The sequence below is a fragment of the Brevundimonas sp. genome (genome assembly GCF_041688735.1).
Taxonomy (GTDB): domain Bacteria; phylum Pseudomonadota; class Alphaproteobacteria; order Caulobacterales; family Caulobacteraceae; genus Brevundimonas.
Genome location: NZ_JBDNHO010000106.1, coordinates 1 through 14,195, shown reverse-complemented (window position 1 = coordinate 14,195; position 14,195 = coordinate 1). Strand labels below are relative to the sequence as shown.

Annotated in this window: 7 protein-coding genes; 2 read left to right on the top strand and 5 right to left on the bottom strand. The window is 63.9% G+C overall.

From position 1 onward, the window contains the following. Positions 1 to 256: 256 nt before the first annotated feature. From ACESMO_RS11430 to ACESMO_RS11415, 4 genes are all read right to left on the bottom strand, one after another. Positions 257 to 3,625: an error-prone DNA polymerase gene (locus tag ACESMO_RS11430; RefSeq protein WP_372708271.1), complete on the bottom strand. Its 3,369-nt coding sequence runs from the start codon at positions 3,623 to 3,625 to the stop codon at positions 257 to 259. Next, the gene (locus ACESMO_RS11425) at positions 3,622 to 5,196 is read right to left on the bottom strand and encodes a DNA polymerase Y family protein (protein WP_372708270.1); all 1,575 of its coding nucleotides are present in this window, start codon (positions 5,194 to 5,196) and stop codon (positions 3,622 to 3,624) included. Before ACESMO_RS11425 ends, ACESMO_RS11430 begins: the two co-directional genes overlap by 4 nt. Continuing rightward, positions 5,081 to 5,875 (bottom strand): ImuA family protein, encoded by a 795-nt coding sequence (locus tag ACESMO_RS11420; protein WP_372708269.1) that lies wholly within the window; start codon positions 5,873 to 5,875, stop codon positions 5,081 to 5,083. The genes ACESMO_RS11425 and ACESMO_RS11420 overlap by 116 nt, the downstream gene beginning before the upstream one ends. A 796-nt stretch (positions 5,876 to 6,671) precedes the next feature. Further along, a complete protein-coding gene (locus ACESMO_RS11415; protein ID WP_372708268.1) occupies positions 6,672 to 7,571 on the bottom strand; it encodes a LysR family transcriptional regulator in 900 nt (299 codons plus the stop codon). A gap of 107 nt (positions 7,572 to 7,678) precedes the next feature. On the opposite strand from ACESMO_RS11415, the gene ACESMO_RS11410 reads away from it, so the two are divergent. Both ACESMO_RS11410 and ACESMO_RS11405 read left to right on the top strand, forming a co-directional pair. Continuing rightward, positions 7,679 to 9,238 carry a proton-conducting transporter membrane subunit gene (locus ACESMO_RS11410; RefSeq protein ID WP_372708267.1) on the top strand — a complete coding sequence of 520 codons (1,560 nt, stop codon included), beginning with the start codon at positions 7,679 to 7,681 and terminating at the stop codon, positions 9,236 to 9,238. Positions 9,239 to 9,257: 19 nt separating this feature from the next. Then, positions 9,258 to 11,684, top strand: a complete 2,427-nt coding sequence (locus tag ACESMO_RS11405) for a YbcC family protein (protein ID WP_372708266.1) — start codon at positions 9,258 to 9,260, stop codon at positions 11,682 to 11,684. A gap of 612 nt (positions 11,685 to 12,296) precedes the next feature. Here the strand turns inward: ACESMO_RS11405 and ACESMO_RS11400 are convergent. After that, positions 12,297 to 13,871, bottom strand: coding sequence for an ATP-binding protein (locus tag ACESMO_RS11400; protein WP_372708265.1), 1,575 nt, complete (start codon positions 13,869 to 13,871; stop codon positions 12,297 to 12,299). Positions 13,872 to 14,195 lie beyond the last annotated feature (324 nt).

Genomic DNA, 14,195 nt, shown 5'->3' with positions numbered 1-14,195 from the left:
GACAGCGGGAAATATGGCTTGATCCGACGCATCTGCTTGTTCGTCAGCCAAAACAGATCACTCATGACAGGCTCCTCCTGCCACCAGTGAATCAGATCGCCACGACCGTGTGAATCCCTTTAATGGGTCCTGAGCCTAGCGTGGCAGCTCCGGGCTGTAACAACCAATGCCAGGATGTGTGTCGCGGTCCGGGTGTTTCAGAGCCACAAACCCACACCATTTTCATAGCCATGACCATCATCCCCGCACATTCGCATCAATGAAAATCGCGCGATCGCGGCAATATCCGCGCATTCCTCGGATGCGTATGGCGCGGCGGACGCGGAGGCTGGGGGCGCAGGATTTCGTCGGCGCGGCTGAGGGTGATTTCGGCGCGGTGACCGTCCGAAAGCCGGTCCAGTTCGGCGGAGCGGTCGAACACCCGGTGCGCCATCAGATGGACCACACCCTCGGGGCTTTTCTCGACGACCCCCTCGACGCCCATCAGGCGCGCGGCCATGACCACGCGGCGGTATTCTTCAAACATACGTGCCCACAGGACCAGATTGGTGACGCCGGTCTCGTCCTCCAGGGTGATGAAGATGGCGTTGCCCTTGCCGGGGCGCTGGCGGACCAGGACGATGCCAGCTGTGCGGACCTTTGTGCCGCTGCGTTTCGTTTCGATCGCGGCACAGGTCAGCATGGATTCGGCCGCGAAGATCGGGCGAAGAACCGCCATGGGATGGGCCTTCAACGACAGGCGGGTGGTCTGGTAATCGGCGGCGACGTGCTCGCCCAGTCGCATTCGGGGCAGGCAGGCATCAGCTTCCTCGCCCAGTTCGCGAGCGTCTGCGGCGGCGAACAGCGGCAGGGGCGCGTCGTCGGGCAGACGACGCACGGCCCACAACGCCTCGCGCCGGTCCAGGCCGAGGGAGCGGAAGGTGTCGGCGTCCGCCAGCTTGCGCAGCGCCGCGCCCGGCAGGCGGGCAAGCCGGGCCAGTGTCTCCACCCCCTCGAACGCCATTTCCCCGGACAATGGAGCGCGCGCGGCCATCAGGGTATCGGCCCACGCCTCCCGAAACCCGTCGATCTGGCGAAAGCCCAGCCGTAGCGCCAATGACCCCGGCTGACCCTCCAGCGTGTTGTCCCAATCGCTGAGGTTCACATCGATCGGCCGAATCTCGACGCCGTGCTCATGGGCATCGCGCACGATCTGGGCCGGGGCATAAAAGCCCATCGGCTGTGAGTTCAGCAGGGCACAGGCGAAGGCCGCAGGATAGCGGCATTTGATGAAGGACGAGATGTAGACCAGCTTGGCGAAGCTGGCCGCGTGGCTTTCGGGAAAGCCGTATGATCCAAAGCCTTTGATCTGGTCGAAGCAACGCTGGGCGAAGTCGCGCTCATAGCCGCGCTCGACCATGCGGTTGACCATCCGGCCCTCATATTTCCACAGGGTGCCGTCGCCCCGGAATGTGCCCATGGCCTTGCGCAGGCCGTTGGCTTCCTTGGACGTAAATTCGGCGGCGACCATGGCGACCCTCATCGCCTGTTCCTGAAACAGCGGCACGCCCAGCGTCTTGTGCAGCACCTCCTTGAGCTCATTCTGGTTGTAGCCGGGTCCGGGTTTCGAATAGTCCGGCCGCTCCAGTCCGTTACGTCGACGCAGATAGGGGTGGACCATGTCGCCCTGGATCGGGCCGGGCCGCACGATCGCCACCTGGATCACCAGATCATAGAAGGTGCGCGGTTTCAGGCGCGGCAGCATATTGATCTGGGCCCGGCTCTCGACCTGGAACACACCGATCGAATCGCCCCGGCACAGCATGTCATAGACGTCGGCTTGTTCGTTCGGAACGGTGTGCAGTTCATGGGGCGCGGCGTCGTGATCGCGCATCAGGTCCAGTGCCTTTCGGATACAGGTCAGCATCCCCAGCGCCAGCACATCGACCTTCATCAGGCGCAGGTCGTCGATGTCATCCTTGTCCCATTCGATGAAGGTGCGCTCCGCCATGGCCGCATTACCGATGGGCACCAGCTCGTCCAGCCGGTCCTGGGTCAGGATGAAGCCGCCGACGTGCTGGGACAGGTGGCGCGGGAAGCCCAGCAAACGCGTGGCCATCCGGACCGCCCGCCCGATCATGGGATTGGCCGGATCGAGCCCCGCCTGTTCGACGTGGCGGTCGGAAATCTCCGAGCCCCAACTGCCCCACTGGCTGGAGGCCAGGCGGGCCGTCACATCCTCGGTCAGGCCCAGAACCTTGCCTACCTCGCGGATGGCGCTCTTGGGGCGATAGCGGATGACGGTGGCGGCGATGCCGGCGCGGTGACGGCCATAGCGGTCGTAGATGTGCTGGATGATCTCCTCGCGTCGCTCGTGCTCGAAATCCACGTCGATGTCGGGCGGTTCGCCCCGGTGGTCGGACAGGAAGCGTTCGAACAGCAGGTCGTTCTCGGCCGGGTCCACGCAGGTGATGCCCAGCACATAACAGACGGCCGAATTGGCCGCCGATCCGCGACCCTGACACAGGATAGCCTTCGAATTGGCGACCCGGACGATGTCGTGGATGGTCAGGAAATAGGGGGCGAAATTCCGGGTCTGGATGAAGGCCAGTTCCTTGTTCAGCAGCCCCTCGACCTTGTCCGGAACGCCGTCAGGATAGCGGATGCGGGCGTGCCGCCAGGTCAGGTCCTCCAGCCAGGCCTGCGATGACCAGCCCGGCGGAGTCGGCTCCTGCGGATAGTTGTAGGTCAGGTCTTTCAGGTCGAACCGGGCGCGGGCCAGAAGGCTCTGTGTCTGGTCCAGGGCCTCGGGCGCGTCGGTGAACAGGCGTGCCATCTCGGCGGGCGGTTTCAGGTGGCGTTCCGCATTGGCCAGCAGCCGACGCCCCGCCGCCTCGATCGTCACGCCCTCGCGGATACAGGTCAGTACGTCCTGGAGGTCGCGCTCTGACGGGTCGTTATAGAGCACGTCATTGACCGCCAGCAGTGGGACGTCGGCCGCCTGTGCGATCGTCTTCAGTCGCGCCAGCCGACGCCGGTCATCGCCCTGCCGCAGCATCGCCGCCGACAACCAGACCGAGCCGGGCGAGGCCGCCTCCAGCCGGGACAACAGCGGCGGCAAGCCCTCCAGTCGCCGTTCGGGCATGACGATCAGTAGCAGGCCTTCCGGATCGGCCAGCAGGTCGGCAAGCCCGAGCTCGCACTGGCCTTTGACGGCGCGACGATTGCCGAGCGTCAAAAGGCGCGTCAGTCGACCCCATCCGGCCCGGTGCTCGGGATAGGCGACGATGTCGGGCGTGCCGTCGTTGAAACCCAATCGCGCGCCGGTGACCAGGCGGAAATCCTGCGCTCGCGCCTTGACCAGGTCCGACAGGGCCGGATCGTTCATCGGATCCTCGACGAAGACAGTCTCGCCGGGCAACCCGCCGTCGCGGAGTTTCTCGGGCGGAGACAGGCCCTCTTCGCGCAAAACGTTTAGCGCGCTCCAGGCCCGGACCACGCCCGCCACTGTGTTCCGGTCCGCCAGCCCCAGACCGGTATGGCCCCGCAGGATCGCGCTGAGCACCAGCGATTTGGGATGCGAGGCCCCGCGCAGGAACGAAAAATTGCTGGCCGCCGCCAGTTCGGCATAGGCGGGGGCACTCATGCGAACAGGCCGTGGATATACCAGCGCGGCTCGGGCTCCTCACCATAGAAGCCGGCGCGGAAAAGCCAGAAGCGACGGCCGTCGCGATCCTCGACACGGTAGTAGTCGCGGGAGCGGTGGCCGGGCCTGCGCCACCATTCGCCGCCGATCCGTTCGGGCCCCTCGGCGCGCGCCACCTGATGCGTCACCCGTCGCCAGCGGAATTGGGCCGGCGGGCCATCGGGGGCCAGGGACACGGTCTCGATCGGTTGGGGCGGATCGAACATCTGCAACGGGCGCAGCGGCGGCGATTCCGGATCGCGCGCGGGCCATCCGGCATCGCTCTGACGACGCCCTGCCCAGACCAGGCGCGCGGCGCGTTCGGGCAGATGGGACTCCACCGGCTCGAACCGGCCTACCGCTTCCGGCCCCAGCCGGGCCGTCAGCCGGTCGATCAGCCGGTCGAGATCCTCTGTGCCGGGGGCTTCCGCCTCGAACCCCGACTGGGTCGGAGCCATCGCCTGTGTCACCGGCACCGACAGCCGCACCTGATCGAAACCGAAGCCGGGATCGAGCGGATTGGTCAAGGCCGCCAACCGCTCCCGGAACAACCGCATGACACCGGAGGCCTCGCGTGTCGCCCGACCTGTGCGTACCGTGATCCGTCGCGTCGCGCCGTCCACGCGGAAGAAGGCGGCCTCGAACGCGCGACCGCCCAGCCGACGCTGATTCAGCCAAGCCACGGCCTCGGTCAGCAGGTCGCCGATCACCGCCTCCACGTCGGTCGTCTCGGTGATCGGCTCGAACAGGATGCGATCGACGACGCAGGGCTGAGGCGGGCGCAGCGGCGTGATCCGCACGTCCTCCTGCCCCAGTATCCGCCCCAGCCGGATCGGCAGATCGGTCCCGAACCGCGCGGCCAAGGGCGCGGTGGGACGGTCGTCCAGATCGCCCAGCGTCCGCAGACCCGCCCGCGTCAGGGCCTGGTGCTCCTTTTCGTCCAGTTCCAGCGCCGCGATCGGCAGGGCGCGCACTGCCACCCCGTCCTGACCGGCCTCAAACACCCCGCCGCGTCCGAACCGTGCCAGCGCCCGCGCGGCCTGGGCCGTCCCGCCCATCGCTGTCCGGACGGCCAGACCAATGCGGCCCGCACGGGCCTCAACCGCCCGGACCAGCCCGGCCTCGTCGCGGAACAGATGCGCACAGCCGGTGACGTCCAGGATCAGGGCATCGTCGCCATCGATTGCCGCCATCGGCGTGAACCGCCCGAAATCGTTCAGCACCTGTCGCAACAGTGCGGCATCGGCGTCGGGGCGATGCACGATCGTGCGGATGTCGGGCGTCCGTGCCTGGGCATCGGCCAGGGTCATGCCGCGCGTCAGCCCCAGCGCGCAGGCGGCCCGGTTCAGCGCCGCGAGCCGCAGCGCCCCCCTGACCTTTTCGACCAGCACGACGGGCGTGGGAGCCCCCGCATCGTCATCCGGTCCGGCGCAATCCTGTCGCGCCTGCTCGCGCCGCAGCCGATCCGAAGACAGGAACGGGAACCAGACGGCCAGATAGCGGCGCGGGCTCGGCAAAGGCGCGGGTCTCACGATCCCACTCCAGCGTCCATTCGGTCGGCGGGGCCCCCTGGCGGCTGCGGGTCAGGGCGGCGACAAAGGCAGGCCGTCCCGGTGCCCCCGCCTCCAGCCCGGTCGACAGGGCCGCGCGCACCGACCAGCGGGTCTCTGCGGCGCTGGGCATGGCCGCCGCCGCCGCGCGCACCACAAAGGCCGTGCTGCCCCCCGCCCGCGCCGCCAGCGCCAGACGCCGACTGGCGGTCAGGCTCATGGCCCTGGCCTCGCCCCAGCCGCTCAACAGGACCGCGCCCACGGCTCCGCTCTTCAACGCCTCCTCGCCCGCCGCCAGCATGGCCGTGGCGTCGCGCACCCGAACGACCAGCACGCTCTCTGGCCGCAATCCCCATTCGTAGAGGCCCGGCCCATGCAGCCTCCCGGCCTCCTGGCTGGCCAGGTTCTGGAATACCCAGACCAGGGGTCGATCCCGGGTCGCGCGCGTCGCCAGACCCAGGGCGAAGGCATTGGCCGCCACAGCATCGGCGGCGGTCCCGGCATGGATATCGTGCAGGCAAAAGAGACAAGGTCCGGGGTCCAGATACGCATCGACACGGTCCATCCCGAGCGTGAACCGCCCCGTCCCGCCGCCCGTCTCATGACGAGACAGGCTGGCCAACCGGGCTTTCAGCTGCGCGATCTGAAGGGTCGAAGGCACCAAATGTTCCTGTTATGTTCTCCCATATGCCTCTCTCATGGTGTGAGGAGTCAAGGCTTGTGAATCGGCGTCCAAAACGGGACCCGTCATTTTTTAGCCGGTAAGTCACTGACGAGGTTGTAAAAAGACCGTCTCGGGTTGGCGCCACAAGTACTTGTTATCGTTGAAAAATGGTGCGCCGCCGTGGATGATGCCGAGAACTATTTCGCCACTGTAGCGATGACCACGTCCTAGGCTAAGGTTCGCTTATGCCGAGGTCGAGGGGCATCGCCGCCGACCTTGCCAGGTTGATCAAGCAGTTCAAACTTTCAGCACTCGCAGAGAAGCTGCTCCATCTGGGCGACAGATGACGGGTTCTTGCGTCACTCGATTTGATGGGTGCGCGGACAACGCTGAATCGTCCATGAAAGCCCATTCTTACAGACTCTGGGCCCCGATTGATCGCGTCCGTCGCGGTTCAGGTCGATGGCGTCTGCTTGCTACAGACGATACGGTTCACGTCTGATCCTGAACGGAACCGCAGAACTTCGCATGTCGTCGACCCGGCCGCCCATATCGCGATCCGCATCTGGCATTCTGTGGTTGCGGCAATTCAGCGAGTGTGGATCGGCGTCCAAAGCGTGACCCTGTCAGCTTTGGACAAGTAACTGATCCAACTCGATTTTCGAGCACGAGTTATCGTATAATCGCCACCGCTTGGGACCCCACCCGAAACGGTCTTTCTTCAATCTCGCCAGTAGCTTACCGGCATGATGAAGGGGGTCCCGTCTTGGACGCCGATCCACAACTGTGATTGTTATGTGGGCTTCGGTATCCCCGTTTTGTCGAAATTGAGCACTTCCAGGAGAAGCTGATTGGGGAACTGTCGTTTCGCCACGATCGCGTAGAAGCGCTCGGTGACCCCGGGGATGCGGCAGTGCTCGACCAAAATGCCCGCCTCCAGCTCGTCGCGGACGACTATCGGCGGCACCAGGGTAACCCCCTCGCGCTCGCGGGCGAGAAGGCGAAGCATGGCCATGTCATCGACCTCGGCAAGGATGACCGGTCTGACACCGGCCAGTTCGAGGAGCCGGTCGAACGCCACGCGGATATCGCTGTCGAGACTTGGCAGAAGCAGGGGTTCAGTGCGCAGGTCTTCCGGGAAGCGGAACGTGCGCTCGTCCGTCCGCGGACGGCCGACCAGACTGACCGGCTGCTCATTCAGCAGGTGGTTGCGCAGCGATGAGCGCGCATCCTGCGGTGCGGTGCTGTTTGCCAGCACCACGTCGACGGTGTGCGCCTCCAGTTGCGCAAGAAGGTCGCGCATGTTGCCCGACCGGACGATCAGTTCCACGTCCGAACGGTCGACCAGTGGCCGAAGGAACTCGAGCTGGAAGTTTCTGGACAGCGTGGTCAGTGCCCCGACCCGCAGGACCTGACGGCTGGCTACCGGTCTTCCCTTCAGGGTGCTCAGCAGTTCGTCGCCCGCCTTGAACACCGTGTCGGCATAGTCGAGTGCGATCCTGCCGGCCTCGGTCAGGACGAGATTGCGGCCCACCCGTTCGAACAGTGGGTGGCCCACCTGATGCTCAAGTTTCTGGATCTGAACAGACAGGGCGGACTGCGACAGGTTCATGTGCGCCGCCGCCCGGGTGAGGCTTCCCTCATGCGCGACCGCCCAGAAATAGCGAAGATGATTGTAGTTGAGGTCTCTCATATGGTTCTATTAAAACGAACGATATCCTCACAACAATGAACTTTTAGCCCGACAGCGACTCACCTATCAACGCCGCCGAACCGATGCGCGCATCGAGGGGGCTTTCCGTGTTGATCCATCTTCTGCCATTGCTGGCAGCCGTGCCGCTGCTCGCCAGTGCGGCGATAGGCTTCCTGAACTCCGGCCGCAGGCCGAAACATCTCGCCGGGCTGGCCGAAGCCGCCGCGCTTCTGGGCGTTGTCGCCGCCGTCGCTTCGGCGGTCGGTCTGATCATGTTTGGATCCGGCGTCAGTCCTCTGATCGGACTCAATGGCTTCGGATTGTCGGTCCGGCTGGACTCCGTCAGCGTCGTCATGCTGCTTCTGGTCACCTTCGTCGGCTGGATCGTCACACGCTACGCCGGGACCTATCTGGACGGCGAGGCCCGGCAGGGGACGTTCACCGGCTGGATGTGCCTGACCCTTGCGGCTGTGATGCTGTTGATCACCGCAGGCAATCTTGTTCAGCTCGTTCTCGCCTGGATCGCGACCAGCGTCTTCCTCGACAGGCTTCTGCTTTTCTACCGCGATCGGGTGGCCGCGCAGCGTGCAGCCCGCAAGAAGCTCGTCACCGCCCGCCTGGGCGATGTCGCCCTCATCGGCGCGGTCATAATGCTAGGGGTCACCTACGGCACGGTCGATATCGGCGCGATCCTGCAAGCTGCCCGCGCGGGAGAAGGGGGCGGCCTTGCGGTTGCAGCGGCAGGCCTGCTGGCGTTCGCGGCGATCCTCAAATCGGCCCAGTTTCCGACCCATGGCTGGCTGACCGAGGTCATGGAGACGCCGACGCCGGTGTCGGCACTCCTCCATGCAGGCGTCATAAATGCGGGTGGATTTCTTCTGATCCGCTTCGCTGACGTCATGCTGCTGGCCCCGGGCGTTCTCGCCGTCCTCGTCCTGATCGGCGGTTTTACGGCGCTGTTCGGCAGCCTTGTCATGCTGACCCAGCCGGCGGTCAAGACCTCGCTCGCCTGGTCCACGGTCGCGCAGATGGGCTTCATGATCATGCAGTGCGGACTGGCGCTCTTTCCCTTGGCGCTGCTCCACATCGTGGCCCACTCGCTCTACAAGGCTCACTCCTTCCTGGCGTCCGGCGGAGCCGTCGAAAAAGTCGCGGCGATCCGCAGGCCGGGTCCCGTCGCGGTCCCCAAGGCCGGGGCCGTCGCTCGCGCCTTCGTGGTTGCGCTAGGGATCTACGTGCTGGTGGGTCTGGGGTTCGACATCACCCACAAGTCGCCCCAGGCGATCGCGCTGGGGGCCATCCTGATCTTCGGCGTGGCCTATATGCTGGCTCAGGGGTTCGCCGACGCTGCACCCAAGGCGCTCACGCGTCGCACTGCCGTCTACGCCGTGGCGACCTCGGTCGGCTATTTCGCTCTTCAGACTGCTGCGACGTTTCTTGCCGCAGACATTCTGCCCGCCACGCCGGCACCGGGGCCACTCGAATGGGCGCTGATCGTGCTCGCGGTGATCAGCTTCGGCCTGGTCGCCATCGTGCAGGCCATGTTCCCGCTCTGGGCCTATCACCCCGCCGCAGCGGGGCTTCGGGTGCATCTCTCGAACGGCTTCTACGCCAACGCTGTCTTCGACCGGCTGGTCGGCGGCTGGTCCAACCGCAGCGCGTCCTGATCAATCCGGAGCTTTGAAAATGTCTCGTTCTACGCCCTCCGACCTGACCGATATGCAGCGCCTGGAGGCCGCAGCGGATCACGCGGTTCGCGCGATTCCTCCTTTATGGCCGCTGGCTTCGAGCGTCGCGGTCAATCCGTTCCTGGGGCAGGCGGGCGCGAGCCTCGGACAAACAGGCGCTCTCCTGTCTCGGGTCGCGGGCAGTCCCGTCACCATGCCGAGGTCCTGGTACCGGGAGAAGATTTCCACGGGGGTCATCTCCGACGCTGATCTGATCGAGGCATGGACGCGCGCGCCAACTCTTCTGAGACCTGCCGACCTTTCGGCTCTGAAGGCTGCGCCGGCGTGCGACGTGCCGACGCCGGCGGCTCTGCCGACCATGGCAGACCTCGCGGCTGCAATCTCCGGCATCGACTGGCCGGGCCTGATCGGCGAGCGGTTCGGTGCCTGGGCGGGCGGATATCTGGACGAGGGTCAGGCGCTCTGGGCGGCGCCGCGCGGAATGAGCGCCTATTCGGCCTGGCGAGCGGTAGCGACGCACGATCTGACGCCTGAAATAGCGGGTTTGCCTGGCTTTGCCCTGCACGTGTCGCAAGCGCCTGAGAGCGCGATCGCCGTCATCGCCCGCGTCGCCGCGCGGCTCGGCCTCGGGCCAGAAGCCATGGAGACCTATTTCCACCAGATGCTCATGACCCTGGGCGGCTGTGCCCAGTATGCGCGCTACAAGCTCTGGCAGGCCGAGCTCGCGGGCAGTTCGGATGAGACCATCACCGACTTCCTCGCGATCCGGTTGATCTGGGAGGAAGCCCTGTTCCTTCGCTACGGCCCGGACCTCGCTGGCGACTGGGCGGGAGTGGTTGAGGCGCATTCAAAACCCGTCGAGGCGACCCCTGACCTCGTGGTCGACGCCATCCTTCAGGAAGCGGCGGAGCGGTCGGCTCAACGGGCCTTGGCCATGATGTTTGCCGAGGCTTCCCAGCCGACATCGGACGATCGCCCTGCGTTGCAGGCGGCCTTCTGCATTGACGTGCGCTCGGAGGTGTTCCGCCGCGCGCTGGAGAGCGTGAACCCACAGATCCGGACGCTCGGCTTCGCCGGATTCTTCGGGCTCACCACGAAGCACCGCCGCTTTGCCTCCGATGTCGAGGAGTTGCGGCTTCCGGTCCTGCTCAACCCCGGTGTCGGCTCCTGCTCCGGCGGACCCGAGCTCGCGCCGGCCGATCAGTCTGCGAGGGTCAAGGCGCGGGCGACGCGGGCCTGGGGCCGGTTCAAACTCGCCGCTGTTTCCTCCTTCGCCTTCGTCGAAGCGGCGGGTCCGATCTATGTCGGCAAGCTCGTCAGCGACGCCCTGGGGCTCAAGGGCACGCCGGTACCAAACGACCCGGCACCCCGCCTTGAGCCTGCGCTCGATCTCGCGACGCGGACCCAAGCGGCGGAAACCGTCTTGCGGGCCATGTCATTGACCTCGGGTTTCGCGCGGCTGGTCATGGTGGCGGGTCACGGAGCCAATGTCGTCAACAATCCCCACGCCAGCGGGCTCCATTGCGGAGCCTGCGGAGGATATTCGGGCGAGGTCAACGCCCGCCTGCTCGCGGGGCTTCTGAACGATCCGGAGGTGAGGGCGGGCCTGAAACCGAATGGCATCGACATCCCTGCCGACACGCTCTTTCTCGCCGCGCTGCACGATACGACGACGGATCACGTGACCCTCTACGCGGAGGACCATCCCTCCGCCGCCCACGCCGGGGATTTCGTGCAGGCAAAGACCTGGCTCGAAGCGGCCGGCAAGCTTTCGCGGGGTGAGCGTGCCCTGCGGTTGCCGCGGGCGGCAGACCAGGCGTCAATCCCGGGGCGCAGCCGCGATTGGGCCGAGACGCGCCCGGAATGGGCCCTGGCGGGTTGCAAGGCCTTCATCGCCGCGCCGCGCAGGCGCACGGCTGGCAAGAGCCTGGAAGGCCGCGCCTTCCTGCATGACTATGACTGGATGCAGGACAGGAGCTTCGGTGTTCTGGAACTGATCATGACCGCGCCGGTCGTCGTCGCGAGCTGGATCAGCCTGCAGTACTACGGATCGACCGTCGCACCCGACGTGTTCGGCGGCGGCAACAAGCTCCTGCACAACGTCACCGGAGGCATCGGCGTTGTCGAGGGCAACGGAGGGCTTTTGCGGGCGGGCCTTCCCTGGCAATCGGTCCATGACGGCGAGCGCTATGTGCACGAGCCGCTCCGCCTCTCGGTCTGCATCGAGGCTCCCCGGGAGGCGATGACCGACATCCTGCGCCGGCACGACCATGTCCGCGCCCTGTTCGACAACGGCTGGCTGCACCTCTTCGCCCTCGACGATGAGGGCCGCATGGCCTGGCGCTATGCCGGCGATCTTCGTTGGACGGCAATGGATCAAGTCGATGCCGACGAGTTGCTGCCGAGGCTGAAGGTGGCTGTCTGAGCAGCGCTGCGGTGTAGATCGGCGTCCAAAGCGTGACCCTGTCAGCTTTGGACAAGTAACTGATCCAACTCGATTTTCGACCGTGATTTATCGTATAATGGGCACCGCTTGGGACCCGCCCCGAGTCGGTCTTTCTTCAATCTCGCCAATAGCCTACCGGCATGATTATGGGGGCCCGCCTTGGACGCCGATTCATAGCGCGCAGGACCGCGTCGACAAGGTTGTGAGCCTTCGGGAGGCCCGCAAGGTGAGCGACGCCGCGAACAAGGCGTGAATCCGGACTGTAAAAACGGGTGTAAAAAGACTATAAAACCGCCCGCCCGTATCAGCCCAAAGGGCCTCTAAGTCATTGAAAAGACTGCGGTTTTACCGTCTGCACAACCGTGTTTCGACGATTGCTACACACCCTTGCTACACAATGGCGACCACGATCAGGGGTCAAGTTGTGGGAAACGTTCAGGAAAACAGGCGGGCGACTGCTACACAAAGCGTCCTTAAGTCACGACAACCCAGGTTATGACCTGAAATCGTTCGATGAGTTCGAACGGATGGAATGTCGGCTCACGGCCCATCTGGGAATGACGGCTTTTGACCGCACGCAGACCATCCAAGCTACTTCGTCCGTTTGGCGGCATTCCAAGCTGATGCTTCGCGCAACACCCTCGACAACTGATCCATAGAATATGGCTTACGGAGTAGTTCGAAGCCTTGCGGACCATTCTGTGCCAGAACGTGGCTAAAACCACTTGTCAGAACCACGGCAATATCGGGGTATAGTCGCCGAACTTCCTCTCCAAGTTCTATACCCGACATGCCGGGCATGACCACATCCGTAAAGACGACGTTGAAGCGGTCTTGCTTCTTCGACAATTCGACTAATGCCCTATGTGGAGAATCCACCAGAACATTGTCAAAGCCGAGTTCTGTCAATGCTCTGTTGACGAAATCTCCAACACTTGCGTTGTCTTCCACCACCAGAACGCAAAAACCTTCGCCGTCAACAGCAAGAACGGGTATTGTCTTGTCCATCAGCACGTCTTTATTGCTCACTTGGGGCAGGTAGATCGTAAAGCTACAACCGAGGCCCAGTTCACTGCGAACATGAACGTCACCACCAGATTGCTTGGCAAAGCCTATCACCTGACTTAGCCCTAAACCTGTTCCAAGCCCCTCTTCCTTCGTGGTAAAAAACGGCTCAAAAATCTTGGCAATGTTTGTTTCCTCGATTCCCGAACCCGTGTCACTCACGGTGACGGCGACAAAATCTCCCGCTACCGCTTCTACTAACCGCTGCTTTGGAATTCCCTTAACCGCCTCCGTAAAGATCGTAAGTCGCCCATCGCCGTTCATCGCGTCGCGGGCGTTGATCGCCAAGTTGATTACGGCGGTATCAAACTGGCTGCGATCAGCGAGGGTGAACAGTTGCTCGCTCGGCAACTTCACTTCCAACTCGACGCGAGAACCGGTCAGCGTCCGCAGCACATTGGAGACCTCGGCGACGCTCTCGCCAACGTCGAAAAGTTTGGGATTTAGCGACTGACGGCGGGCGAAGGCCAACAGTTGACCCGTGATCTTGGTGGCGCGTTCGGCGGTATCGCCGATGGCATCTATGAACTTGGAGCGGCGTTCATCCGAGAGGTTGGGTCGTCGTAGCAGTTCGACCGACCCCGTGATTATCGTCAGAAGATTGTTGAAATCGTGCGCCACACCGCCTGTGAAATGACCAATCGCTTCCATCTTCTGCGCTTGCCGCGTGGCTTCTTGGGCTTCAGCGAGAGCGCGGGCCTGGGTCTTTTCTTGGCTATTGTCCCGGCCGATTGCGATAATGAACTCCCCATCCGAAACCGCCGTCCAGTCGATGTCGCGATAGTCGCCTTTCATTGTCCGATAGCGATTCTCGAACTTCGGTAAATGCTGCCCTTCGACCGACAATGCCGCTGCCGCTGCAACCGACCGTTCGAGATCGTCAGGATGAAGAAGATCAAAGAACTTTGTCCCGACGATTTCATCGGCTGACCAGCCGAGCATATGCGTCCATGCGGGATTTGCAGAAACAATGGTGCCGTCAAACTTGGCGGTGAGCATGAGCAGCCGCGTGTAGCTCCACAGCCGCTCCTGGCCCAAATCAGTCATGGTCGGCATGAGTGAAGTTTCCCAGAATGCGCGGCTGTCGTGGCTGGAGCGCAAGGCTTTCTTTTACAAACGCCCGATCAGACGGTCAGCAATCCCAAAACGTAGCATCGACGACCCTTCGGTCCTACCGCCATATTGGGTCGCGGCAAATCCCAAGATTAGCGTTCTCATTGAGGCCACCGCTGACCGCACCCTTTTTCAACACCCTCCCAAATCGTCTACTCTCTCGCCCATGTCTGTACGTCGTCAGAAGTTTTGGGACAGTCAGGGGGCGGATTTAGCGGAGAGATGGCCTCGTCTGGGGTTTATATTTAGGCGGCGATTTTGCGGTGTTGCAAGCGCCGATGTTGGAGGGTCTGGCGCTTGACGCTTGCGCGG